At 69.5% G+C, this 24,956-nt stretch carries 20 protein-coding genes and 3 pseudogenes; 14 read left to right on the forward strand and 9 right to left on the reverse strand.

Going from position 1 to position 24,956, the window contains the following annotated elements; translation table 11 throughout:
* Positions 1–3 precede the first annotated feature (3 nt).
* The 3 genes from ACFVT5_RS37005 to ACFVT5_RS37015 are packed head-to-tail and all read right to left on the reverse strand — an operon-like array spanning position 4 to position 2,951.
* Positions 4–279, reverse strand: coding sequence for a phosphopantetheine-binding protein (locus ACFVT5_RS37005; RefSeq protein ID WP_389897474.1), 276 nt, complete (start codon positions 277–279; stop codon positions 4–6).
* Between the two features lie 51 nt (positions 280–330).
* Complete coding sequence (locus ACFVT5_RS37010; protein ID WP_389897476.1) at positions 331–1,821, reverse strand: amino acid adenylation domain-containing protein; 1,491 nt, start codon at positions 1,819–1,821, stop codon at positions 331–333.
* Positions 1,818–2,951 carry an acyl-CoA dehydrogenase family protein gene (locus tag ACFVT5_RS37015; protein ID WP_389897479.1) on the reverse strand — a complete coding sequence of 378 codons (1,134 nt, stop codon included), beginning with the start codon at positions 2,949–2,951 and terminating at the stop codon, positions 1,818–1,820. Before ACFVT5_RS37015 ends, ACFVT5_RS37010 begins: the two co-directional genes overlap by 4 nt.
* Before the next feature lie 305 nt (positions 2,952–3,256).
* Here ACFVT5_RS37015 and ACFVT5_RS37020 point away from each other — a divergent pair, with 305 nt between their 5' ends.
* Positions 3,257–3,694 (forward strand): ester cyclase, encoded by a 438-nt coding sequence (locus ACFVT5_RS37020; RefSeq protein ID WP_389897481.1) that lies wholly within the window; start codon positions 3,257–3,259, stop codon positions 3,692–3,694.
* 66 nt (positions 3,695–3,760) lie between these two features.
* On the opposite strand, the gene ACFVT5_RS37025 is transcribed toward ACFVT5_RS37020, so the two are convergent.
* Entirely contained in the window at positions 3,761–6,484 is a 2,724-nt protein-coding gene (locus ACFVT5_RS37025) for an AAA family ATPase (protein WP_389897484.1), read from the reverse strand.
* A 781-nt stretch (positions 6,485–7,265) separates the two neighbouring features.
* Here ACFVT5_RS37025 and ccrA point away from each other — a divergent pair.
* From ccrA to ACFVT5_RS37045, 4 genes are all read left to right on the forward strand, one after another.
* Positions 7,266–8,642: a crotonyl-CoA carboxylase/reductase gene (gene ccrA, locus ACFVT5_RS37030; RefSeq protein WP_389897486.1), complete on the forward strand. Its 1,377-nt coding sequence runs from the start codon at positions 7,266–7,268 to the stop codon at positions 8,640–8,642.
* Positions 8,639–10,348: a 3-hydroxyacyl-CoA dehydrogenase family protein gene (locus ACFVT5_RS37035; RefSeq protein WP_389897489.1), complete on the forward strand. Its 1,710-nt coding sequence runs from the start codon at positions 8,639–8,641 to the stop codon at positions 10,346–10,348. Before ccrA ends, ACFVT5_RS37035 begins: the two co-directional genes overlap by 4 nt.
* Positions 10,349–10,443: 95 nt before the next feature.
* Entirely contained in the window at positions 10,444–11,055 is a 612-nt protein-coding gene (locus tag ACFVT5_RS37040; protein WP_389897491.1) for a GbsR/MarR family transcriptional regulator, read from the forward strand.
* Positions 11,048–12,598, forward strand: coding sequence for a DHA2 family efflux MFS transporter permease subunit (locus ACFVT5_RS37045; RefSeq protein ID WP_389897493.1), 1,551 nt, complete (start codon positions 11,048–11,050; stop codon positions 12,596–12,598). The genes ACFVT5_RS37040 and ACFVT5_RS37045 overlap by 8 nt, the downstream gene beginning before the upstream one ends.
* Before the next feature lie 154 nt (positions 12,599–12,752).
* Here ACFVT5_RS37045 and ACFVT5_RS37050 read toward each other — a convergent pair.
* The 3 genes and pseudogenes from ACFVT5_RS37050 to ACFVT5_RS37060 form a co-directional block, all read right to left on the reverse strand.
* Positions 12,753–12,926, reverse strand: a pseudogene (locus tag ACFVT5_RS37050) (methylmalonyl-CoA carboxyltransferase); the annotation flags it as partial.
* Between the two features lie 8 nt (positions 12,927–12,934).
* A complete protein-coding gene (locus tag ACFVT5_RS37055; RefSeq protein WP_389897495.1) occupies positions 12,935–13,693 on the reverse strand; it encodes a thioesterase II family protein in 759 nt (252 codons plus the stop codon).
* Between the two features lie 391 nt (positions 13,694–14,084).
* Positions 14,085–14,459 (reverse strand): MerR family transcriptional regulator, encoded by a 375-nt coding sequence (locus ACFVT5_RS37060; protein WP_389897497.1) that lies wholly within the window; start codon positions 14,457–14,459, stop codon positions 14,085–14,087.
* Positions 14,460–14,523: 64 nt separating this feature from the next.
* On the opposite strand from ACFVT5_RS37060, the gene ACFVT5_RS37065 reads away from it, so the two are divergent.
* The 3 genes from ACFVT5_RS37065 (at position 14,524) to ligA (ending at position 18,687) form a co-directional block, all read left to right on the forward strand.
* On the forward strand, positions 14,524–15,213 hold the full coding sequence (locus tag ACFVT5_RS37065; protein ID WP_389897499.1) for an alpha/beta fold hydrolase: 690 nt from the start codon (positions 14,524–14,526) through the stop codon (positions 15,211–15,213).
* The gene (locus ACFVT5_RS37070; protein ID WP_389897502.1) at positions 15,210–16,034 is read left to right on the forward strand and encodes a TIGR03619 family F420-dependent LLM class oxidoreductase; all 825 of its coding nucleotides are present in this window, start codon (positions 15,210–15,212) and stop codon (positions 16,032–16,034) included. The genes ACFVT5_RS37065 and ACFVT5_RS37070 overlap by 4 nt, the downstream gene beginning before the upstream one ends.
* Before the next feature lie 553 nt (positions 16,035–16,587).
* On the forward strand, positions 16,588–18,687 hold the full coding sequence (gene ligA, locus ACFVT5_RS37075) for an NAD-dependent DNA ligase LigA (RefSeq protein ID WP_389897504.1): 2,100 nt from the start codon (positions 16,588–16,590) through the stop codon (positions 18,685–18,687).
* A gap of 75 nt (positions 18,688–18,762) precedes the next feature.
* Here the strand turns inward: ligA and ACFVT5_RS37080 are convergent.
* Both ACFVT5_RS37080 and ACFVT5_RS37085 read right to left on the reverse strand, forming a co-directional pair.
* Positions 18,763–18,980: pseudogene (locus ACFVT5_RS37080) on the reverse strand (ISAzo13 family transposase); the annotation flags it as partial.
* 715 nt (positions 18,981–19,695) lie between these two features.
* On the reverse strand, positions 19,696–20,295 hold the full coding sequence (locus ACFVT5_RS37085) for a hypothetical protein (protein WP_389897506.1): 600 nt from the start codon (positions 20,293–20,295) through the stop codon (positions 19,696–19,698).
* 82 nt (positions 20,296–20,377) lie between these two features.
* Here ACFVT5_RS37085 and ACFVT5_RS37090 point away from each other — a divergent pair.
* From ACFVT5_RS37090 to ACFVT5_RS37115, 6 genes and pseudogenes are all read left to right on the forward strand, one after another.
* Positions 20,378–20,802, forward strand: a pseudogene (locus ACFVT5_RS37090) (transposase family protein); the annotation flags it as partial.
* A gap of 97 nt (positions 20,803–20,899) precedes the next feature.
* Positions 20,900–21,898, forward strand: a complete 999-nt coding sequence (locus ACFVT5_RS37095; protein ID WP_389897509.1) for an RNA polymerase subunit sigma-70 — start codon at positions 20,900–20,902, stop codon at positions 21,896–21,898.
* A 5-nt stretch (positions 21,899–21,903) separates the two neighbouring features.
* Positions 21,904–22,212, forward strand: coding sequence for a hypothetical protein (locus tag ACFVT5_RS37100; RefSeq protein ID WP_389897511.1), 309 nt, complete (start codon positions 21,904–21,906; stop codon positions 22,210–22,212).
* Positions 22,205–22,651 carry a DUF6069 family protein gene (locus ACFVT5_RS37105; protein ID WP_389897683.1) on the forward strand — a complete coding sequence of 149 codons (447 nt, stop codon included), beginning with the start codon at positions 22,205–22,207 and terminating at the stop codon, positions 22,649–22,651. Before ACFVT5_RS37100 ends, ACFVT5_RS37105 begins: the two co-directional genes overlap by 8 nt.
* A gap of 235 nt (positions 22,652–22,886) precedes the next feature.
* On the forward strand, positions 22,887–23,663 hold the full coding sequence (locus ACFVT5_RS37110; RefSeq protein WP_389897513.1) for a type 1 glutamine amidotransferase: 777 nt from the start codon (positions 22,887–22,889) through the stop codon (positions 23,661–23,663).
* A 291-nt stretch (positions 23,664–23,954) separates the two neighbouring features.
* Positions 23,955–24,905 (forward strand): SDR family NAD(P)-dependent oxidoreductase, encoded by a 951-nt coding sequence (locus ACFVT5_RS37115; protein WP_389897685.1) that lies wholly within the window; start codon positions 23,955–23,957, stop codon positions 24,903–24,905.
* The last annotated feature ends 51 nt before the right edge of the window (positions 24,906–24,956 follow it).

Here is a 24,956-nt window from a genome sequence, read left to right on the forward strand (position 1 = left end):
GCGTCAGGCACCGGCGCGGGCCAGACGGGTCACCATCGCGGTGATGCTGCGTACGTCGCGGAGGTTGTCCGGGTTGATCTCCATCGCGGACACCGGGACGCCGAGGTCGCTGCGGATGAACGCGATCAGGCGCGCCACCCGCAGGGAGTTGAGGACCCCCCATTCCAACAGGGGGGATCCGGCGTCGAGTTCGCCCTGCGGGTCCCCGTCGAGGAACCGCTCGCGGATGAACTCGGTGAGCCGTTTCGACGTCTCTTCCTCGGACACTGACTGGGACATGGCGTCACCCTTCTCGCTGACTTTGCCGGGCTGCCCGGAGGCGGAGTTCTCTCATTGCGGGGCACCACCGCAGGACGCGGTCTCGGCCGCGGCCCGCAGCACCAGGCGGTCGACCTTCCCGTTCGGAGTGCGGGGCAGCTCGGGCAGCACCCGCACCTCGTCGGCGACCATGTAGCGCGGCAGCCGCTGTGCCGCGTGCCGTCCGAGCGAGAGCACTCCGGGACGGCGGTCCGGCTCGGGCACCACGAAGGCCACCAGTCGGCCGTCCATGCCGCTGCCCACGACCACGGCCGCCGCCTCGGCGACGTCCGGGTGCAGCGCGAGCACGGACTCGACCTCGCCGAGTTCGACGCGGTGGCCGCGCACCTTGACCATGTGGTCGCGTCGGCCGAGGTAGGCGAACGATCCGTCGGGCAGGGGGCGGACCAGATCGCCGGTGCGGTAGGGGCCGGTGTGCGGTTCCCGGCCCCAGTAGCCGAGCATCACCGTCGGACCGTCGACGAGCAGTTCGCCTTCCTCGCCGGGTGCGACGCGCTGTCCGTCCGGGCCTTCGGCCCAGGCCCGGTCGCCGCTGACCGCGGTCCCGATGGGCAGCGGCCGGTCGAGGTCGAGGTCGCCGGGGCGGACCTCGTGGCGGGTGCAGACGTTGGTCTCGGTGGGTCCGTAGAGGTTGAGCAGCCGTGCGTCGGTCCATCCCGCGAGGGCGCGGACACCCGGGAGCGGGAAGGGCTCTCCGGCGAAGAGTACGGTCCGCAGCGCATCGGGGGCGGGGCGGTCCAGCAGCCCCCCGTCCCGCATCATCAGCGTGAGGGCGGACGGCACCGAGTACCAGACGGTGATCTGCCGGTCATGCAGGAACTCCACCAACTGTTCGGGCGCGTAGGCGAGTTCGGACGGGATCAGGTGCACCGAGGCGCCGGTCGCGAACGCGGCGTAGAGGTCCAGGACGGACAGGTCGAAGGTGAAGGGGGCATGGTTGGAGAAGCGATCCTGCGGTCCGGGGGCGATCTCCTCGACCGCCCAGTCGATGAAGGCGCGCGCGTTGCGGTGGCTGATGCACACCCCCTTCGGGGCGCCGGTCGAGCCCGAGGTGTAGAGGATGTACGCCAGGTCGTCGGGCGCCACCAGGACACTGAGGGGCTCGGCGGCCGGATCGGGCTCCTGGGCGAGGTCGGCGGTCGGGCACCGCGGGCCGAGCGCGGCGGCGGCCCGCTCCAGGCGGTCGGCCGGGGCGAGGAGCGCGGCGGCCGAGCAGTCGCCGGCCATGGCGGCGACCCGGGCCGTGGGCAGGGTGCCGTCGGCGGGCACGTAGGCGGCGCCGAGGCGGAGCACCGCCTGCATCGCGGCCACGACGGCCGGCGACTTGTCCGCCCACAGAACGACCCGGTCACCGGGTCCGACGCCCATGGCGCGCAGCCGGTGGGCGAGGGCGTCGGCAGTGACGTCGAGTTCCCGGTAGGTCAGTTGAGTGGTTGCTCCGGCCACGGCCAGCCGGTCGGGTTCCTTCGCGGCGGTGTCGACGACGAGCTGGTGGAGGTTCACAGGCCGATCTCCCTCGCGACGATCTCGCGCTGGATGTCCGTGGTCCCGGAGAAGATCGTGCCGGGTACCGTGTCACGGAGCTGCTGTTCGATCCCCGCGGAGCTCAGGTAGCCCGAGCCGCCGAAAATCTGGACGGCGTCGAGGCTGTTGGCCACCGCGGCCTCCGAAACGGCCGTCTTGGACAGGGCGATCGCCATCGTGTGCTCGCGCCCGTGGTCCATGAGCCAACAGCCGCGGTACAGCAGCAGTCGGGCGGCTTCCAGGCGCTGCTTCATGCCGACGATGCGGTGCGACACGGCCTGAAACTCGCCGATACCGCGGCCGAACTGGCGGCGTCCGCTGGCGTGTTGCACGCACTGCTCCAGCTGGCGCTCCATCAGACCGAGGTAGCCGGCGAACAGACAGGCGCGCTCCCAGCCCATGGAGTGCTGGAAGATGATGCTCCCCTGGCCCTCGGCACCGAGGCGGTGGGAGGCGGGGACCTCGCAGTCGCGGAACGCGACCCGCCCCGCGGGGCAGCCGCTCAGCCCCATCTTCCGGAAGAGTTCGCCGACTTGGACACCGGGCAGGTCGGCGCGCACCACGAAGGCGGTGACCCCGAGGAAGCCCGCCCCGCGGTCGCTCGTGCCGTAGGTGACGAGCACATCGGCGGCGGGGGCGTTGCTGGCGAAGGACTTGTCCCCGTTCAGCCGGTACCCGTCGTCCTTCCGCTCGGCGGTGACGGCGAGCCGGCTCAGGTCGGAGCCGGCGTCGTCCTCCGTCATGGCGTTGGCGGCGACGAGCTCTCCGGACGCCAGCCCGGACAGCAGCTCCCCGCGCACCGAGACGTCGGCGAAGTCGCGGATCGGGACGGCGCAGGCCAGCAGATGGGCGGAGACGGCGAACACCAGCCCGGTGTCGGGGCAGCCCCGGCCGAACGCCTCAAGGCACAGCGCGGTGTCCAGCGCGCCGAGACCGCCGCCCCCGAACTCGGTCGGCAGGCACAGGCCGGTCAGGCCGATCCGTGCCGCGTCCTGCCATCGGGCAGGCGTGAACGGCTCGCCGGAGGAGGGCTCGCCGAGCCGCTCCCGGACTTCGGACAGAACGTCGTCGTAGCGTTGCCGCTGTTTTTCGGTGAGGTCGAAATCCACGGAAAGCCGTACCTCGCGTCGGGGTGAGAAGAAGCCTTGCCGTTTCCGCTCGGCACGTTACGCGGGGCCCACCGGGACCCGTCATCCCCTACCGGAGGCCCCTATTTCCCCTATCCGGAGGTCGGGGCGGGCGAGTTGTCGTGGGGTTGCCTGTCGCGCGGGACCGCGAGTACGTTGCGGTGAACGGGGCGATACTTCCGCCGACCTCTTCTCGGCCTTCCAGTCGGCAAGCTCTGCGCACTTCCCGGCTGTTGTCGCCTCTGGTCAGCTCTTCTCGGTTCTTCTTCAGACGGGACGGATTCGCGATGGCTCAACAGCCCTCGGACACAATCGCCGGCCTTTACGAGGCGTTCAATTCCGGCGACCTGGAAAAGTTGCGGGAGCTCATCGCCCCGGACGCCGTCATTCATCTGCCCGGTACGGCGGGCGACGCCGAACACCCTCCGGGCACCCCCCGCGACCGCGAGGGGTGGCTGGGCGTGTGGCAGTTCACCCAGGCGTTCTTCCCGGACATGACCGCGACCGTGCAGGACATCGTGCAGACCGGGGAGTTGGTGGCCACGCGCTGCGTCGCGCGGGGCACGCACACCATCGAGTTCATGGGGGTCCCGCCGACCGGCCGGCCCTTCGAGATGACGATGCTCAACATGAGCCGGGTACGGGACGGGCGGATCGTCGAGCACTGGACGATCAGCGACAACGTCACGATGCTCGCGCAACTCGGAGTCAAGGCGTCTTTGTAGGGGGTACCCCTCGAAGGGGGGTATGGATCGCGGCCACCCCCTCCGCGATCCATACTCCCCCGCACATCACAGATCGACCGGTATCTCCTGGCGTCGCGTTATCCGTAGTTTCTGGTATATGCGCGTGAGATGCTGCTCGACGGTGCTGACGGTTATATACAGTTGCTGGGATATCTCGCGATTGGTGTGACCGTAGGAAGCCAGCGAGGCCACCCGGTACTCCGCTTCGGTGAGTTCCACTCCGGGTTTCGGTTCGGGTCGCGCATGGCCGGAATCCGAATTCGCGGCGACCGTCCGGTTCCGTCCGCCGGCTGCCATGCGCTGGTACAGCGGCTCCGCACCGCATTCGCCGGCGAGGTGCCGGCCCTTGCGCCTGACCAGATCCGCGCGGGTCTGGTTGCCCAGCGCCTGGTGGGCCTCACTGAGGTCGGCCAGCGCCTTGGCCAGTTCCAGCCGGTCATTGCCGGCGTCGAACTCCTCGACGGCTCGGGTGAGCAGTTGGACGCGGTCCGCCAGAGGCGCAATCGCGGCCTGCAGTCGCAGGATGATCCCCCGAAGTCGGCCGTACCCGGGGAAGTCCTGGCTGACTTCCGCGTCGAGCAACTGCTGGGCCTGGGACGGCTCCCCGAGCTGCAGCCACGCCTGGGCCGCGTCGGTGCGCCACGAGACCAGCATGGGGTGGTCGATCCCCCAACTGCCGGCCATTTTCCCGATTCTCAGGAAGTCCGACAGAGCGGCATGCGAGCGGTTGGTCGCCAGATGGAAGTGCCCGCGCGCCCGCAGATAGCCGAGCCAGTACACGCTGCCGAACCAGTCCTGGGACACCGGCTGGTCGAGCAGGCGCACCGCGGCGTCGTAACGCCCCATCTCGGTGTACGCCATGGCGAGGATGGAGGAGGTGCCGCAGACCAGCACGCTGCCGTTGCGCTCGGGCACCACTTCCAGCGCCAGGGACGCGCTGGCGACGGCCTCCTCCAACCTGCCCTGCCGCAGGGCGATCATCCCCTGGACGGTGGCCAACAGGCCCTGCCAGCCCGGGATGTTGCGGCGGGTGGCCTCGTCCAGCATCTTCGCGCACCACTGCGCCGCCGCCTCGACCTGGTCCGAGTAGAGCAGCGCCTTGAGCGCGCTGCACACCGGGGCCACCATCGAGTCGGTGAGGGAGCACATCTCCAGGAAGTTCTCCGCGGAACCGCTCCAGTCCTGTGCGTCGATGAGCACGTCCTCCGCGGACTTCCTCAGCAGCGGTATGCCGGGGACGGAACCGTTGACCGGAGAGCCGGGGACGGCCGGCCCTTCCGCCGCGTCGCCGCGGTGGCCGCTGTCGGGGAAGTCCACGCCGTGGAATCCGTGGCGCACCCACATCGAGGCGATGGTGGGGTGGATGCCGGGGACGGGTCGGTGGGCTTCGAACAACGCGTCGTCGCCCAGTCGAAGGACTTCCATCGCCTCTTCTATGCGGCCGTGCGCGGACAGCAACTTGCCGAGCATGCCGAGGCTCGTCGGCGACAACTCGCCCTGCCGCATGGCACTGAGGAGTTCGGGGAGATGGCGGTACTCCGCGGCCGCGGGGTTGGTGCGCCAGGTGATCAGCGCCAGCCGCATCTTGATCTCGATCCGCTGGACCGGGTCCGGGCAGGCACCGTAGGCCAGTTCGAGACAGTCGATGGCCAGTACGGCGTCGTCCTCGGCGAGTGCTTCCTCCGCCGCGTTGCGCAGCGCGATGAGTTCCCAGGGTTCGACGGCGCTGCGCGCCTTGAGCAGGTGCCGCGCGATCACCGATGCCGGATATCCGGCGGAGTGCAGGGCCACGGCCACCCCGCGGTGCAGGGTGGTACCGCGGCCGGGCGGCAGGTCCGCCAGGACGGTCGCGACGGCGGCCTGGTGGCGGAACGCGGTGCCGGCGATCACTCCGGCCGCGGTAAGAGCCTGCAGGTTCTGGTCGATCAGCGCCGAGGGCTGGTCGACCAGCCGGGGCAGGATCTCGGTGGCCCTCGGCTCGTCCAGGACAGCGAGCGCGTGCCCCAGCTCCAGGGCGGCCGGGCCACTGCGGTACAGGCTGGCGAGGACCGCCTGACCGTAGAGCCCGCCCTCCATGGGTTCGATCTCGTCCGCGACCCCGGACCCGGCGGTGCTCGGGCGGCACTCCTCCAACAACGCGCGCAGGAGCAGCGGGTTTCCGGCGGTGACGAAGTGCAGCCGGTCCACGAGGGGACGGTCCGCGGCGTCGCCCCCCTGCGCGGCGAGCATCGCGGCCGTGCCGTGCTTGCTCAGCGGACCCAGCCGGATCCGCAGCGAGTTGGACTGCCGCAGCAGCTCCGTCTTGATCATCGGATCCCGGTGCGGGAGATGCAGGCTGTCCCCGAACACGAGCAGGATCCGCGCGGATCGAGTGAAGCCCGCCGCCTGTAATAAGTAGTGGAGCGACCGGCTGTCGCCGTACTGCGCGTCGTCCACGCAGACGACTACGGGGCCCCGGCCTGCCAGTCGGTGGAGGGCATCACCGAACTCCTGCTCCGCGACGCCCGGTTCGGAGGGCACCCATCCCGGGACCTGGCCCAGCAACTGGCGCAGCAGCGCGAGAGGTTGGTCGGAGGCTGAGCGTATGCCCATGCCTCTGAGGACCGCCGCTCCCTGTTCGGCGGCGAATTCCGTGAATGTGTCCAGCAACTCGCTCTTGCCGCAGCCCACGCCGCCTTCCACGACGATCATCTTGGCCCGTCCAGCCGCGCATTCCGCGAGTCCGGAGGTCAGCAGCCCAAGTTCCACTTCACGATTGACCAGTATCATCCTTTTTGGACACCCCGTGAGTTCACATAACGTTTACGCGCTCAAGGGCAGGGCTGCATTCTCAATGATGGGTCAAGAAAACCCACATCACGAGAAGAGAACAGCAACATGTCGGTGCGCTCGGCGCGCCGCACATGTTTTTGACGGGACATCAGCTATTCGGGCGGGGAAAATCCACATACCCCAGGCATCTATCTCGATGTCCCCACAGACACTGATCGAGCCAAGAGTGCATCATCGCCCCCGTGTCGCAACCCTGACACTCGCTGTCAGCCCCAGCGTAGCGCCTTCAAGGACCCGACGCGAGGCCCCTCTGTCCAGCCGCGCCCTTACACCGTTCTGGCTCGTACAGGGGATGGTCCGCCCCGTCGGCGGACGTCAGGGCGACGCGCCGTAGCGCACCGGGCTCATGTTTTCCGGCCGTTACGCTCTTCAAATCTCGGCCACAACTGACCGATGCCGAGGATTACGTCGAGCGCACCCCTCGGCACCCCCTTAGCCACCCCTATCGCCCCCTCCGCACACCCCGCCCCGGGCGTCTTCGACTTCCCGTCACCACGGGCGCGCTTCCTAGTGCCGGGGGCTCTTCGGCGTACCCCTGGTCCGCCTGCCCCGCCAGGCCCTTCCCCTAGGTCAATTCACCCCTTGGGCATAGGGGTTGTCCCGATCCGTTCGCGCTCACTAGCGTGGCGCGGACCCGCACTCACGCCGAGGCCGACCCGTCCGCGGGGAGGGCGGGATTACTCATCCGTGCAACTCTTCGGCAACTGTGGGGAAACGCGTGGAAGAAATCATCAGCGCCATTCTGGCCGACCGCGCGACGAGCGCGGACATCACCGGACTGCGAATACCGGACTCCTATCGCGCCGTCACCGTCAGGAAGGACGAGGTCGGTCTCTTCGAAGGAATGGCTCCGGCCGACAAGGACCCCCGCAAGTCGCTGCACCTCGACGAGGTACCGGTGCCCGAACTCGGCCCGGGTGAGGCCCTGGTGGCCGTGATGGCCTCCTCGGTCAACTACAACAGCGTGTGGAGCGCGATCTTCGAACCGCTGCCCACCTTCCACTTCTTGGAGCGATACGGCGCGACGTCCGAGCCGGCCGCCCGCCACGACCTGCCGTATCACGTCATCGGGTCCGATCTGGCGGGCGTGGTCCTGCGCACCGGGCCCGGGGTCAACGCCTGGCAGCCCGGCGACGAAGTCGTCGCGCACTGCCTCTCGGTCGAGCTGGAGAGTTCCGACGGGCACAACGACACCATGCTCGACCCCGAGCAGCGGATCTGGGGCTTCGAGACCAACTTCGGCGGCCTCGCCGAGATCGCCCTGGTCAAGTCCAACCAGCTCATGCCCAAGCCCGGCCACCTGTCGTGGGAGGAGGCCGCCTCCCCGGGCCTGGTCAACGCCACCGCCTACCGCCAGCTCGTCTCCCGCAACGGCGCCGGCATGAAGCAGGGCGACAACGTCCTCATCTGGGGCGCGAGCGGCGGACTCGGCTCCTACGCCACCCAGTTCGCGCTGGCCGGTGGTGCCAACCCCGTCTGCGTCGTCAGCAGCGAGCAGAAGGCCGACATCTGCCGCTCCATGGGCGCCGAAGCCGTCATCGACCGCAACGCCGAGGGCTACAAGTTCTGGAAGGACGAGCACCATCAGGACCCGCGCGAGTGGAAGCGGTTCGGCAAGCGCATCCGCGAACTCACCGGCGGCGAGGACGTCGACATCGTCTTCGAGCACCCGGGCCGCGAGACCTTCGGCGCGAGCGTGTACGTCACCCGCAAGGGCGGCACGATCGTCACCTGTGCCTCGACCTCGGGCTACAGCCACGAGTACGACAACCGCTACCTGTGGATGTCACTGAAGCGGATCATCGGCTCACACTTCGCCAACTACCGCGAGGCGTGGGAGGCCAACCGGCTGATCGCGAAGGGCAAGATCCACCCCACCCTCTCCAGGGTGTACTCCCTGGAGGACACCGGACAGGCCGTATACGACGTGCACCGCAACCTCCATCAGGGCAAGGTCGGCGTCCTGTGCCTGGCCCCCCAGGAAGGTCTCGGCGTCCGCGACCATGAGAAGCGCGCGCGGCACGTCGACGCCATCAACCGCTTCCGCGAAACGGCGGCCACCCCTCGGCCGCGAGGGGAGTCACCGCAGTCATGACACAACAGACGCCCGTGATAGGGGTCATCGGTCTGGGGACGATCGGATCCGCGCTGCTCACACTGTTGCGGGACGCGCCCCGCGAGGTGATCGGTGTGGACATCGACCCCTCCGTCCTGGCACGGCTGAACGGTCAGCTGCAAACTGCCGGCACCGACGGCGTGACCCTCACCGGCGACATCGGTCTGTTGAGCCGCGCCGACCTGGTCGTCGAGGCCGTCGGCGAGGACGAGGCCGTCAAGACCGAGGTGCTGCGCCGCCTCCGTACCGTCTGCCCCGCCGAGACGGTCGTGGTCAGTACGACGGCGTCCGTGCCGCTGACCCGGCTCGCCGCCCTCTCCGGCCGCCCCGGGAACACCATGGGCCTGCGCTTCCTCGCCCCGCCTGGTCCCGGCGGACCGGTCGAGGCGGTACGCACGACGATGACCTCGCAGGACACCGCGGCCTCCGTGGACACGCTGGTGGGCGACCTCGGTCTGACGCCGGTCACGGTGGACAGCCGCTGTGCCACCGACGCCACCGCCCTGGTGTACGCCTACCTCAACCGCGCGACGTCCCTGTACGAACGGGGCGGCGCGAGCAGGGACGGCATCGACACCGCCATGCGCCTGGGCTGCGGCCTGCCGTTCGGACCGCTGGAGCTGCTCGACCGCATCGGGCTCGACTCGGCCGTGGCCACGCTCACGGACCTGCACCGGCGCACCGGCGACGCCTCCTTCCGGCCCACCGGACTGCTGGGCGAGCTGGTCGAGCAGGGGCGCCTCGGCCGCAAGAGCGGCCACGGCTTCTACGTGTACGACGGCTCCGGGCGGCCCGTGGACGCGCGGGAGTCCGTCGCCGTACCGGGCAAGGCGGCCGGTGTGGACCGGATCGCCGTCGTCGGGTCGGGGACGATGGCCCGGGGCATCGCGGAGATCACGTCGGTCGCGGGCTTCCCGACGGTCCTGGTGGCGCGGAGCGAGGAGAAGGTGTCCCAGGCCCTGGCGAAGATCGAGGAGTCGCTGTCCCGCGGTGTCCTGCGGGGCCGGGTCGCTCCCGCGACGAAGGCCGCGGCGCTGGACCTGCTCGGCGGCAGCGACGACCTCCGCGCGGTGAGCGACTGCGACCTGGTGATCGAGGCGGTGGTGGAGGACCTCGACGTCAAGCGGGCGCTCTTCGCCCGGCTGGGCGCGGAGTGCAAGCCCGGCGTGCTGCTCGCGACAACGACCTCCAGCCTCTCGGTGACCGCGTGCTCCGAGCCGGCCGGACATGCCGCGGGGGTGGTCGGGATGCACTTCTTCAACCCGGCGCCGGTGATGCGGCTGGTCGAACTCGTGCGCACCGACGACACCACCGACGAGGCGGTCGCCACCGCGCAGGCGGTCTGCGCGCGGCTGGGCAAGACGACGGTGCACTGTCGGGACCGGGTTGGATTCATCGTCAACTACCTGCTGTTTCCCTACCTCGGCCGGGCGCTGACCCTGCTGGACCGGCACGGCACGAGCGCCGAGGGGATCGACACCGCTGTCGAGCGGGGCTTCGGTCACCCGATGGGTCCGTTCGCCCTGCTCGACGCCATCGGACTGGACGTCTCGCTGGCCATCCAGCGGGAGCTGTACGCCGAGTTCGGCGAGCCGGACTTCGCTCCGTCGCCGCTCCTGGAGCAGCTCGTGAGCAGCGGCTGGCTCGGCCGCAAGAACCGGAAGGGGCTGCGGACAGCGGGGTGAGCACGGCGCGCGTCCTTGCACTCCTCCCGTTTCACTGATTACAGTCATGACTGAAATTTACAGTCATCAGCATTGGCTGTAGGAGGTGGTGCATCATGATGTCGTCCGACGGCGGCGATGAGGACACCGACGCGGCGAGAGTCCGGGAACAGGACAACGACGCGGCGAGAGTCCAGGAATGGGTCGAGCAGGTCGGCACCTGGTTCATGCAGCAGTCCGGTTGGCCCCCGATCATGGGGCGGACGCTGGCCTGGCTGATGGTCAGCGATCCGCCGGAGCAGAACCCCGCCCAGATAGCGGCCGCCGTGCACGCGAGCCGGGCGTCCCTCACCAGCGCACTGCGCCTGCTGACCGAGGCTCGGATGATCCAGGCGGTCACGCGCAGCGGCGACCGTTCCACGTACTACCGCGTCGCCCCGGACGCCTGGGCCGCCATGCTCCGCCGACGGCTGGAGAGCATCGCCTCCTTCTCCGACATCACGGACGAGGGGCTGGGCCTGTTCCCGCAGGGCGCGCGCCGGGCGGAGCGTCTGCGCGAGGCGCACCGGGTCTTCGAGTGGCTCAACGTCGAAGCGGAACCGCTGCTCAAGCGCTGGGACGCCGTGCGCGACACCTTCACCCCTGATGAGACGCCACCCGACGCCGGTCCCGCGCCGGGTGCCCCGACCGCAGACGACAACCGACGGAGAGAAGGACACGGTGAGTAACGAGGATTCCCGTCGCTGGTGGGCCCTGGCGGCGATCGGCTTAAGTCTCCTGACCGTCAGTGTGGATGCCACGATCCTCAACGTCGCACTGCCGACGGTCAGTACGGAACTCGACGCGTCGACCAGCGACCTGCAGTGGTTCGTCGACGCGTTCACTCTGGCCATGGCCGCCCTGCTGCTGCCCGCAGGTCTGCTCGGAGACCGGCTCGGCCGCAAGACCATGCTGATGGCGTCGCTGCTCCTGTTCGGCCTGGCCTCGCTGTGGTGCGCCTACTCCGGTTCCGCGGGCATGCTCATCGCGGCTCGGACGGTGCTCGGCATCAGCGCGGCCTTCCTGGTGCCGTTGTGCACCTCCGTACTCCTGGACATCTTCGAGGGCGAGCACCAACGGGCGAAGGCCATCGGTGTCATCGCCGTCACCCAGTCACTCGGCCTCCCGCTCGGTCCGATCATCGGCGGTGCCCTGCTCAACCACTTCTGGTGGGGCTCCGTCTTCCTCATCAACGTGCCGCTCGTCGCCCTGGGCCTGCTCGCCGTGGCCCGCCTGGTGCCGTCCTCACGGGGCTCGCAACACGGCGTCATCGACTTCCTGGGCGTACTGCTCTCCAGTGTCGGTCTGGTCGCCCTCGTCTACGGTGCGATCGAGGCCGGCGAGAAAGGCTGGAGCGACCCCCAGGCCCTGCTGCCACTGATCGGCGGCCTGGTGCTGCTGGTCGTCTTCGTGCTGTGGGAGATCCGGGTCTCGGTCTCCCGGGATCCCCTGCTTGACCTGTCCCTGTTCCGCAACGCCGGCTTCGTGTGGGGTTCGATCCTCGGCACCGTCGTCAGCTTCGCGATGTTCGGGCTCATCTTCGCCCTGCCCCAGTACTTCCAGGCGGTCGACGGGACGGACGCGCTCGGCACGGGCCTGCGCCTGCTGCCGCTGATCGGCGGGGTACTGGTCAGCGCCGCCGTCATCCGCAGCTCCCCCGAGGCCGCCCCCCGCGCGGTACCCACGGCCGGCTTCGTCCTGGTCGCGATCGGCCTGTTCATGGGCACCAGGACATCCCTCTCCTCCGACTACGGGTACGTCGCCGTCTGGCTCGTGATCACCGGGCTGGGCCTCGGCCTCGCCATGACCCGGACCATGGCGGCAGCGATCAACTCCCTGTCCAAGGAACGCTCCGGCGTCGGCTCCGCCGTCGTCTCGGCGCTGCGTCAGGTGGGCGGGGCGGTCGGTGTAGCCGTGCTCGGCACAATCGCCAACGCGACCTACCGGTCGCATCTGAAGCTGACCGACGTACCCCAAGAGGCCCAGGAGGCCGCGCGGCGCAGCGTCGGCGCCGGTGTGGCGGTGGGGAAGCAGTTGGGCAGCCCCGCCGTCGTGCGCACCGTGCAGGACGCCTTTGTGCAGGCGATGCAGTCCCTGCTCGCGGTGTGCGGCGGTATCGCCGTGGTCGCCGCGGTGCTGGCCCTGCTGTTCATGCCGAAGCGGGTGCCCGACGCCGAGCCTCGCGGCGAGGGGGGCGAGCAGGAGCCCTCAGTTGCCCGGGGAGCCGCCTGAGGCGCTGTCCGGCAGCCTCCTGCCGACCGGCGGGGCTGGAGGCTGCCGACGACCGGAGGGGCTGGAGCGCCCGTGCGCCCCGGCCCCTCCCCTCGTCTCTCCTCGTCGGCGTCCGCCCAGGTCCCGGTCACATCGGCGGGTTGCCGTGTTTGGGCAGCGGAAGTTCGATGCGCTCACGGGCCGTCAGTTTTCCTTTGGCGTGCTGGGTGGCGGTCGCCCGTTCGACGGACCGCCCCCGTACGGTCTCCCGCAGCGCGTGCAGGGCAGCGCCCCGGCCGTGAGCGTGCCGTGTGTCCCCCAAGCCGGGGCTCTCGGTCTCTTCGGGCATCCGGGCCCCTACTCGGCCGAGCCGTCGATCAGGCCGGTGATCTCCCGCATCACGGCCTGGGCATGGGAGTTGAGGAAGAAATGCCCACCCGGGAAGACCCTAAGACGGAAGGGGCCGGTGGTGTGCTCCCGCCACGCCTCGGCCTCGTCCAGGGTGACGTGCGGGTCGCGGTCGCCGGTGAGAACGGTGACGGGGCAGCTCAACGCGGGTCCTGGCCGGTAGCGGTAGCTCTCCGCAGCCCGGTAGTCGCTGCGTACGGCGGGCAGGATCATCCGCACGATCTCCTCGTCCTCGAAGACCCGGGACTCGGTACCCTCCAGCCGCTTGATCTCGCTGATCAGCCGGTCGTCGGACGCGAGGTGGACCTGTTCGTCGCGGTGACGCGAGGGCGCGCGCCGGCCGGACGCGAACAGCCCCAGCGCGGTGTTTCCGCTCCGCTCCAACCGGAGGGCGACCTCGAAGGCCAGCGTGGCGCCCATGCTGTGGCCGAACAGCGTGAAGGGTCGGTCGAGCCAGGGCCTCAGTTCCTCGCTGATGAGGTCGGCAAGGGTGTCCATGTCGTCGATGCAGGGTTCGACTCGCCGGTCCTGGCGGCCGGGGTACTGGATGGCGAGTACGTCCACGGCGGGCGACAGGGCTCGGGCGACCGGGAAGTAGAACGTGGCCGAACCACCTGCGTGCGGAAAGCAGATCACCCGCGTCGCAGCTTCCGGCTCCGGGTGGAAGCGCCGGACCCAGGCGCTGGTCGGGGTGGACGGTGCCGTCATGACGTTCGGTGTCCTTTCGTCGCGGGCAGACGCACGTTCTGCGGGTACCCGTCGCCGAATCGTCCGGCTACCGGATCACCATTGAGTGAAGCCACGAAACCCACCGCTCACCAGAGGGGACCCACCCCTAAAAGCTGTTCTCTCAGCCCCTAATAGAGCTTTGTCACTGACCTTTCCGTTGAGTTGTCGTGTCGAGCGAGAGAGCCACTTGGGAGAGGCATCCGTCGATGAGGTGGGGGCGCTGTTGAATGCAACTCGGGCCTTGGCCTCTGACCTTGGACACACGAGACACTGGATCCTGAGGATCTGAGGACGGACATCTCGTGGTCTTGAAGAACTGTCCGCGGCGGCTGTGTGTCCGGCGGGAGCGGTGGAGGGCGGCCCATGCTCTTCAGTGTCCGCGCGTCTGCTCCTGTCGTGCCTGGGTCGCGTCACGGTATGCGGCCAGCGCGGCTCGGCGGCGGTGCAGATCGGCGATGTCCGCGTCCATCCGTTCCAGGTGCGTGGTCATCGTGCGCAGCACCTCCGGGCACGGCTCGATTCCCGGTCCGGCGCCGGTGGCGCAGGGCAGCATCTGGCGGATGGCGTCGGTGTTGAGCCCGGCCGCGAGCATGCCCCGGATGCGTGCGACGACGTGCGGGGCGTCGGGTGTGTACACGCGGTATCCGCTGCTGTCGCGGTCGGGGCGCAACAGGCCCTGCTCGTCGTAGTACCGCAGCATCCGGGCCGCTACTCCGGTCCGTTGTGACAGCTCGCCTATCAGCACTGACTCTCCTCACCACACCTGGGGCTTGACCTTCACACCGGTGTGATGGGTCAACGTACGGGGCATGCGTGATTCATTCCCCGACCTCGCCACCACCGTCACCGGAACCGGTCCAGGGCTTCTGCTCGCCCACGGCGCCACCGGAAGCATCGAAGGCAACTTCGCGCCGGTCCTGCCCGCTCTCGCCGCCGCCCACACCGTCGTCGCCCCCGACTACCCCGGCTCGGGCCGGACCCCGGTCGCCGACGCCCCACTGGACCTCGACGAGCTCACGGACTCGGTCGTCGGCTCCGCCGTGCGGCGTGGTGTCGGGCGGTTCGCGGTGCTCGGCTTCTCGCTCGGCACGCTGGTGGCGGTGCGCGCTGCCGTACGCCATCCCGAACGGGTCGCCGCGCTCGTGCTGACCGCCGGGTTCGCCCGCCCCGACGACCACCTGCTCGGTCTCCTCCCCGGCTGGCGGGCCCAGGGGCCTCCCGCACTCCACCCCCACATTGACCTGATCCCCACCCTCGACACCACCGGTGATCTGGCCGAGGTCGCCGTCCCGACGCTGGTCGTCGCGACGACCGCCGACAGCATGGTCCTGCCCGCCGGCTCCCGCGCCCTGGCGGCCGGGATCCGGGGCGCGCGGTACGCGGAGATCGACAGCGATCACGTGGTCATGGTCGAGCGGCCGGAGGAGTGGCTGAAACCGGTTCTCGGCTTTCTCCGCACCCTTTCGCTTCCGGGCGGGAAGGACGGTGAGCGGGAGTGAAGTTGCAGGTCGTCCTCCCCAACGAGACCACGGGCGCCGAGCCGCGCCGACTCGCCGACCTGGCGCGGCAGGCCGAGGCCCTCGGCTACGACACGGCATGGCTCCCCGACCACATCCTGCCGCCCGGCGAGTACGGCCCGGTATACGGAGGAGTCCTCGAACCGCTGGTGACCATGGGCTGGCTGGCGGCAGCGACCAGCCGGATCCGGTTCGGCACCTCCGTACTCGTCCTGCCCATGCGCGGTCCCTTCGTGGTGGCCAAACAGGTCGCCACCCTCCACGAGTTGTCCGGCGGACGGATCACCCTGGGGGTAGGGATCGGCTGGGACGAACGCGAGTTCACCGCCGTCGGCGCCGACTTCAGGAGCCGGGCGGCCCGCACGGACGAAGCGATCGCACTGCTCCGGCACCTGTTCCGGTTCGGCCGCGGACCCTTCGAGGGCCGCTGGTACGGCTTCGGAACGGGCGTCTTCGAGCCACGTCCCGAGGGTGTGGTGCCGGTGATGACCGGCGGTGTCACCGACGCCGCCCTGCGCCGGGCGGCCCGGTACGCGGACGTCTGGCAGGGCGTGGGACTGGACCCGACGGCGTTCCGCGAACGGCTGGCGTACCTGCGGGCCCGTACGGGCGACCGGACCGTGTCCCCCGGCACCCGGATCGACTGGCACGGCCCGGACCGCGCTGTCGGCGAGGTCGCCCGCACCGCCGACGCCTTCCGGGACGCCGGAGCCGAGCACCTCGCGGTGCACTTCGGCGACCCGGACGGATACACCCGGCGGATGACCGCCTTCGCCCGAGCGGCCCGGCCACCAAACGGCTGAGGACGCCGTCCTCCACAACCACCAGGCGTCGATCCCGCCCGCCCGAGTGACCCGGCCTCCACGCGGCTGAGGACGCCGTCTTCGACGAGGCCGGCGCGGGCAAAGTTCGGCTTGAACACATAGAGGGACTATGGGCCCGCCCCCACACCTTCCTCCGGGGACAGGGTCATGCCCCCGGGACAGGTCAGCAGAGGGCTGGAGGTGCGTGCGAACAGGGGCGGAAGCACAGCCCAGATCCAATTGACGCCGACGATGACGGTTTTGGGTTTTGGGCGTGAAGTGACGATGGAGCCTGCTCGCCGCGCGTGCTGCGATCGGACCGCCAGCGCTGTTGTGTGCCGGGCAGACGTCCGGCACATGTCCGGGTCGTCGGCCGGCTGACCGGTCAGGGCCTTCAGCGCGTAGCTGACCAGCCGGGGCCTTCAAGGGCGTGGGGGACGCCGGCTCCGGGCCGGGTGTGAGGAGCCCGCCGCGGTGGCCGCGGCCGGAACGTTCCGCGAAGCGGTGCTCCGGTGCCGTGGCGTTGTCAGTGGTGGCAGGCAGGATGACGGCTATGACAACACCAGTTGCAGTGATCGTGGATGCCGCCTCCTACGCGCAGGCGGTCGAGGACGCGGTGAAGGCGTCGGCGGCCTACTACGCGGGCGGCACCTCGGTATTGGACGACGACGCGTATGACCGGCTGGTGCGCGGTATCGCGGTGTGGGAGGCCGGGCATCCCGGGCAGGTGCTGCCCGGTTCGCCGACCGGGAAGGTGGCCGGCGGAGCGGTTGGGGGCGATGTCCCGCACACGGTGGCGATGCTGAGTCTGGACAACGTGTTCTCGCCCGAGGAGTTCACCGCCTGGACGGCGTCGCTGGCCCGCCGGATCGGCCACGAGGCGCAGCGGTTCAGTGTCGAGGCGAAACTGGACGGGCTCGCGATAGCCGCCCGGTACACCGGGGGCCGTCTGCAGCAGCTGGTCACACGCGGCGACGGGACGGCCGGGGAGGACGTCTCGCACGCGATCGGCACCATCGAGGGACTTCCGGACGAGCTGGCCGAACCAGTCACTGTGGAGGTGCGCGGCGAAGTCCTCATGACCACCGCCCAGTTCGAACACGCCAACACGGTGCGCACCGCGCACGGCGGGCAGCCGTTCGCGAACCCGCGCAATGCCGCGGCCGGCACCCTGCGGGCCAGGGACCGTGTCTACACGGTGCCGATGACGTTCTTCGGCTACGGCCTGCTGCCCCTCGCCGACACCGGCGCCGAACTCGCGGAGCAGCTCGGCGCGCTCGCGCACAGCGAGCTGATGGACCGGGCCGTGCAGTTCGGTGTGAACACCACTGCCGCCACCGCCGTACCCGGCACGACTGCCGGCACGGGCGAGGAGGTCCTGGTCCGGGTGCTGGAGATCGCCGCGCTGCGCGGGGAGTTGCCGTTCGGTATCGACGGGATCGTGATCAAGGCCGATATGGCCGCCGATCAGCGGGCCGCCGGATCGGGCACGCGCGCCCCGCGCTGGGCGATCGCCTACAAACTCCCCGCCGTGGAGAAGATCACCCGCCTGCTGGGGGTGGAGTGGAATGTGGGCCGCACCGGCATCATCGCCCCGCGCGCCGTTCTGGAACCCGTCGAGATCGACGGTTCCACCATCACCTACGCCACCCTCCACAACCCGGCCGACATCACCCGCCGCGGCCTGCGACTGGGCGACCACGTCATGGTGCACCGCGCCGGGGATGTCATCCCCCGCATCGAAGCCGCCGTCGCCCACCTGCGCACCGGCGGCGAACAGCCCATCGCCTTCCCCGAGGTGTGCCCGCAGTGCGGCGCCGGGATCGACACCGGCGAACAGCGCTGGCGCTGCGAGAACGGCCGCAACTGCCACCTGGTCGCCGCCCTCTCCTACGCCGCCGGCCGCGACCAGCTCGACATCGAGGGCCTCGGCCACACCCGTGTCGTCCAGCTCGTCGAAGCGGGCCTGGTCACCGATCTCGCCGACCTGTTCACCCTCACCCGCGACCAGCTCCTGAGTCTTCAGCGGATGGGTGAGACCAGCACCGACAACCTCCTCGCCGCCATCAGCCGGGCCAGGGCGCAGCCGTTGTCGCGGGTGCTGTGCGCGCTCGGTGTCCGCGGCACCGGCCGCTCCATGTCCCGCCGTATCGCCCGGTACTTCGCCACCATGGACCACATCCGCGCCGCCGACACCGAAACGATGCAGCAGGTCGACGGCATCGGCACGGAGAAAGCCCCGTCCATCGTCGCGGAACTCGCCGAACTCGCCCCGCTCATCGACAAACTCACCGCGGCCGGGGTCAACATGACCGAACCCGGCGCCACTCCACCCGCCCCCACGGCCCCCACAGCGGACAGCCACACCGACGGCGGCACGGAGAACAAGGATACGGCGGGCGGGCCGCTGGCCGGGATGACGGTGGTCGTCACTGGCGCGATGACCGGCGCCCTGGCAAAGCTCAGCCGCAACCAGACGAACGAACTCATCGAACGCGCCGGCGGTCGCTCCTCCTCCAGCGTCTCCAAGAAAACCAGCCTGGTCGTCGCCGGAGACAACGCCGGATCCAAACGCGCCAAAGCCGAAACCCTCGGCATCCAGTTGGCCACCCCCGACGAATTCGCCACCCTCACCGCCGACTACCTCAACTGAACCCTCCACACAGGAAGTTCCGCCCCTCCGCGCTCACAACGATCACCGGAGCAAGCCGGGGTCCCATCGGATACGTAATGTGATGTCCAAGCCCGTCTCGGCGGCCAGGGCTGCGAGTTCGGTCTTCCAGGCGCGAGCGCGATAGCCGTTGGACCCGCCCCCGTCCGCAGTGATCAGCAGACGGGTGGCGGCCGGAAGGTCGTGTCGGCCCCGAGCCTGCCACCACCGGCGGATGGAGGCGACGCAAACGCAGCGGAATCGCGATCGGTGGCGGCACTGACCCAGCCGCTGTCTCGCTTCCAGCCCCTGCTGGACGCCGTCATCGATCTCGCCGGGACAGTCGTGACCAGCGACGCGATGCACACCCAGCGCGAACACCCCGAGTACCTCCTCGCCTGGCAGGCCCACTGCATCGTGGTCGTCAAAGGCACCAGAAGAGTCTCCGCAAGCAGCTCAAGTCCCATCCGTGGAAGGACATCCCGATCCAGGACCGCACCAAGGACACCGGACACGGACGCTCTGAGATCCGCCGGATCAAGGTCGCCACCGCGAACAACCTGCTGTTCCCCGGTGGCTGTTCCCGGTGTCCGCCAGGCCATCCAGATCTAGCGGGCCGCACCAACGGCAAGACGCCATCAAGGCCATCGACGCCCTCACCAACCTCACCGCCGACCAGGCCGGCACGGCCCGGCTCGCCCATCCGAATCCGCCACCACTGAAACATCGAGGCCCTGCACCATGTCCGACACCACGTTCGCAGAACACGGCACGCCTCCCAGCTGAGGACCAGCAACGCACCGCGAGCAATGGCGACCTTGCACAACCTGACCATCGGCGCCCTGAAACCAACCGGCGTCTCCAACATCGCCGCCGCCCTCCGCCGCAGCGCCCCGCTCGCACTCCTCGGCCCGCGTGATCACAAACGGGCATCGAGCGACTACGTCAAAGCCCTGCCGGGTGCCATTACCGTCAAGGCATTCAGCGAACTCGCGAGAGCCTGTCCGGCCTTCAGGACCACCTCCGCTGCTCCGCAGACCCGGACGAACACTCCGAAGCCGTCCGGGCGCGTCCGGCGGCCGCTGACGCGCAGGCGAGGACGAGGAAGCTGCTGAACGCATAGAACACAGCCGGTACGGCGCTGAAGATCCGGAGCTGGCTCTTCAGCGCCTCGTAGTACTCGGGCTCAGTGAGTTCCACCCTGGCGCTGTGTTGTGGGTCCGCGGTCCTGTCCCAGTAGGTGTAGTAATAGCCCGACGCGTCAGCCTGTACATCCTCGGCCGTGCCGGCACCAGTCGCAAAGCCAAGCGCGGCCAGGCAGATGACGAACGCGTAGGCGAACTTGAGGACGGGCGGCAGCAGCACGACATACCTGATGAACCGATAGGCATTGTCCGGGCCCATCAGCTGGCCCCCGGCTCCGCTGGTAAGGCTACGGACAAGCGCGACGGCGAAGACCGGGAACAGCGCGACGAACAAACCCCACACGAGCCACTCCGGCACGGTGTACGCGCCGGGCAGCCAAGTCGAGGCCATACACGACAAATCGATCCCGCAAAGCACCAACGCCAGCCCGAAATGCACCCTGTAGCCGCCCCGCAGCTCCCCCACGCCGGTTCCCTCCCGCAAGCACCCGTCCGGTGCACCATAGCTGCGACACCCCAGGCAGGCCCTGCTCGCCCGGCCCACCCAGGCAACGACCAGAGTGCAGCTTCTGGTCTACCTCGTCATCCTCGACGGCACGCTGATCCCGATCGACCGCGTGCACGATCAGAAGCCGTACTGCTCCGGAGAGCACCGACGGCACAGGATGAATGTGCAGGTAATCGCGGATGCGGCCGGACGCCTCGTCTGAGCGTCGGCGGTACTTCCCGGCTCGGCACACGACCTGGCTGCTGCGCGAACCTCGGAGCTGTCGCGTCGGCAGAAGGCCGTGAACAAGGCCCACGCCCGGATCCGCTGCCGCGGCGAACGCGCCGTCGCCGCCCTCAAGACCTGGAAATCCTGACCAAGCTGCACTGCGTCCCCGCCCGGACGAGCGCAATGGTGGAGGCCATCCTCGTTCTCCACCACGTCGAAAACCCGGCCTGCCAAGGATGCCAAGGATGCCAAGGATGAGAAACGCTCAGCCACGCCGACCGACCCTGGTGATGAGTTTTCGCGCCCGCACCCGTCACACCTACGACGGGACACGACAAGGCGAAAGGATGACGTGATGAGTGCGGACACGCGGCTGGAGGTACTGGGCGTGAGCAGGCTGAGCGAGGTCGACGAGCCGGCGTTCTCGGCGCTGGCGGAGCGGCACCGGCGGGAGCTGCACGTGCACTGCTACCGGATGCTCGGGTCGTTCGAGGACGCCGAGGACACCGTGCAGGAAACGTTCCTCCGTGCCTGGCGGCGACGGGAGACCTTCGAGGGGCGGTCGACGTTCCGGGCCTGGCTGTACCGGATCGCCACCAACGCCTGCCTGGACCTGCTCGCCAAGTGCCGCCCGGAGCCCGCGACCGGCGGCGAGGTGCTGTGGCTCCAGCCCTACCCGGACCGGCTGCTCGACGAGCTGCCCGCGGGCGACGCGGACGAGCCGGAGACCGTCGCCGTCGCGCGGGAGACGATCGAGCTGGCGTACCTGGTCGCAGTCCAGCACCTCGCGCCGCGCCCGCGGGCCGTGCTGATCCTGCGGGACGTGCTCGGCTGGCCGGCGAAGGACGTCGCGGAGCTCCTCGGGGACTCCGTCAACTCCGTGAACAGCGCGCTGCAGCGGGCCCGCGCCGGCATGCGGGAGCACCTGCCCGCCGAGCGGCAGGACTGGACCGGCGGCGAACAGGACGCCGGGACACGCGAGTTGGTGCGCCGCTTCACCGACGCCAGCGTGGCCACCGACGTCGACCGGCTCGCCGCAATGCTGCGGGACGACGTCCGCTGCTCGATGCCGCCCACGCCGGGCCTGTACGTCGGCCGCGACGCGGTGGTGACCGACTGGGTCGAGAGCGGCTTCGAGGGCATGAAGGGCCTGCGCGCCGTCCTCACCTCCGTGAACCGGCAGCCCGCCATCGCCTTCTACGTCTGGCGGAAGCGGGAGGGCGCGTACCTGCCGCTGACGATCGACGTCCTGCGCGTCACCGGCGGGGCGATCACCGAGATCGTCATCTTCCACGACGACCAGTTCCCGCGGCTCGGGCTGCCGGAGCGCCTGCTGGCGGACGGCACGGAGTAGTCCCGGTGTGGACGCTCGCGCTGCGCGGTGGCGCGCGTGTCGCGGTGGTCGCGGCGGAATGGCGCGACGCGTTCGCCGTCGTCACCCGTGGGCGGGTGCAGCTGGAGCTGCGCGACGGCGAGTCCGGGCCGGTTCTCGGACGCGGTGCCGGGTTCTGGCTCCGCGGCACCGGCGTCCGCGCCCTGCGGAACCCCGGCCGCCGCACGGCGAGGGTGCGCATCGTCACCCCCAGGGCCAGGACCGCCACATGCCAGTCAGCACACCCGTACGCCGGTTACCGAATGATGGAGGAACGACGTGAACAGCATGAATGACACCGGGGTCGTCGCAGGCCCGGCATCGGGCCGGACCAGCCGCACCCACCCACTCCGCAGGCTCGCCGGCACCGGCTTCATCGCTACGCTCGCAGCGATGGTGGCCACCACCCTCGCCGCTGCGCTTGCCCGGACCGTTGGCGTCGACTTCGAGATCCCCGATGGTGGCGAGACGATCCCCTTGTCCGGGTTCGCCGTGGTGACCGGTTTCTTCTCGGTCGTGGGCATCGGCATTGCCGTCGCTCTTCTTCGTTGGAGCGCTCGCCCCGCCACGCTATTCGTGTGGACGGCAGTGTCGCTGACCGCGATCTCTTTGGTCCCGCCTCTCCTCTCCGGGGCAAACACCGCCACCACCTCCGCCCTCCTCGGGCTACACCTCGTCCCTGCGACGGTGATGATCCCCACCCTGGTGCGGAGCCTCCGCACCCGGACCGATTGACGATGCCGCAACGGGACAACGTGCGGCGCTTCGGATGCGGCGCACCGTGTACCTCGGTCGCGTTCACCCTGGCCGACCCCGCCGTCGCGCGCCTCCCACGTGGATTCGGCCCCTGCGCGGCGGCTACGTGGGAGGTTGGAAAGACTCACTAAAAGGCGGCACTGGCGCATCTGGGCTGACAACGGTCTGACTGGCAGCCGGGCCGGACAATGCGGGCGAAGGACGGGATCGAGCCATGGAGAGTGCGGCTACGGCGTTGGTGGTGCAGAACAGCGGGCACGGAGGGCCTGGGCGGTGGGTTGACTGGCTGGCCGAGGGCGGGGTGGGGGTGGAGGTGGTCCGGGGCGACATGGGCGATGCGTTGCCGAAGCGGCTGACGCATGACGCGCTGATCGTTCTGGGCGGGGCGTACCTGCCGGACGACGACAACCGGGCGCCGTGGCTGGTAGCGGCTCGGGGTTTGATGCGCCAGGCGTTGGATCAGGATGTGCCGGTGTTCGGGATCTGCCTCGGGGGACAGATGCTCGCGCAGGTGGCAGGTGGAAAGGTGGAAGCGGAGCACGGCGGACCCGAGTTCGGGAGCACAACACTGACGCTGCTGCCAGACGCGGCGGAGGACCCGCTGTTCACAGGGCTACCCGAGCGGCCGACAGCGATTGAGAACCACGTGGACGTGATCGTACGGCTGCCCGAAGGTGCCCAGTGGCTGGCCAGCAGCGAGCGCTGTCCGTATCAGGCATTCCGGGTCGGGCAAGCGGCGTGGGGGGTGCAGTTTCACCCCGAGGTCGGCCCGGAACGCATTGCACAGTGGCCCGCCGCGCGACTGGAGCGCTACGAAGTGGATCCGGCGGAGTTGTACCGCATCGCGATGCGGGAGGACCCGGCCGCCGCCCGGGTATGGCGAAAGGTGGCACTGCGGTTCGCAGCACGGGTGCAGGGCCACCGGCGGCGTGGACAACGTCCCCGAACCCTGGTCAACGAACGCACTGGGCACGAGGTGGTTGGGCCCTGACCTGTAATGAAGCCCCGATATGTCATGTAGCGCTCAGACACAGCTTCTGAAGCTTGCCGTTTGACCTCTGGTGACTGAGCGTCCCGGTTGGCCTTTGAGTGCTCCGGTTGGCCAACATGACGTTCACCGGCACGGTGCGTGATGGGCCAGCACTGTGTCGGTGGGATATCGGCCGTCTGGCGGGACTGACATTGATCCATAGGCGATGTGTCGGTGGCCGCTGAAACCGTGGGTGTCGAGTTGCAGCAGAGCAGCCGCAGCCGCCTTCAACAGCAAGGGAGTCCCATCGCCATGTCGTCCGCATCCTCCACCCCGCCCTGGAATGTCCAACGGTTGCCACGTGCCGACGGCAGCATCTTCCTGGTCACTGGCGGCAACGCCGGCATCGGCTACTTCGTCGCGGAGCAGTTGTCGCAAGCCGGAGCGACCGTCGTACTTGGCAGCCGGAATCCTGCGAAGGCCGAGGTCGCCATGGCCTCGATCCGTGCGCGCGTTGCTGGTGCGCGGGTGCGGTCCGTACGGCTGGACCTCGCCGACCTCGGTTCGCTGCAAACGGCGGTGAAATCACTGGAGGTTGAACGCCTCGACGCGGTGGTCCACAACGCCGGCCTCGCGCTTGACGACCCGCCGCGCAGGGAGACCGGGGACGGTCACGAGCTCATGTTCGGCACGAACCACCTCGGGCACTTCGCGTTGACCCATTGGCTGATGCCGCTGCTGTCGGCCGCGCCGGCGGCTCGCGTGGTGACCATGGGCAGCTTCGCAGCGAAGTCGGAGCGGCTCGACCTGGACGACCTGCAGTCCTGGAATGACTTCCAGCCCAAGCGCACCTACGGACGTTCCAAGTTGGCGCAGATGTATTTTGGTCTCGAACTCGACCGCCGCCTGCGCGCTGTCGACAGCACGGTGACGAGCGCGGTGGTCCATCCCGGCGGCGCGCTGGACTCCCTCACGCCGTCACGGCCGCCGGTTCATGTGAGAACCATCAGCGCACGGCTGAGCGCGGCGCCTGCGGCACTCCTCGTCCAGGGCAAGCATGCCGGCGCATGGCCCGCGGTCCGGGCGGTGCTCGACCCGGCCGTGCATGGAGGCCAGCTGTGGGGACCGCGCGTCTTCGGCCTGCGCGGCGAGCCCCGACATGAACCGATATGGAACCACCTTGCCGACACCTCCGTCGCGGCGCAGTTGTGGGACGCGAGCTGTGACCTGACCGGCGTCGACCCCGGCGCCATCCCTGGATAGCCCCAGGCATGCGCACTTGCTAACAAGTGTGCTCAGGTTGGCCCGACTGTG

The sequence above is a fragment of the Streptomyces sp. NPDC058001 genome, assembly GCF_042886315.1.
Taxonomy (GTDB): domain Bacteria; phylum Actinomycetota; class Actinomycetes; order Streptomycetales; family Streptomycetaceae; genus Streptomyces.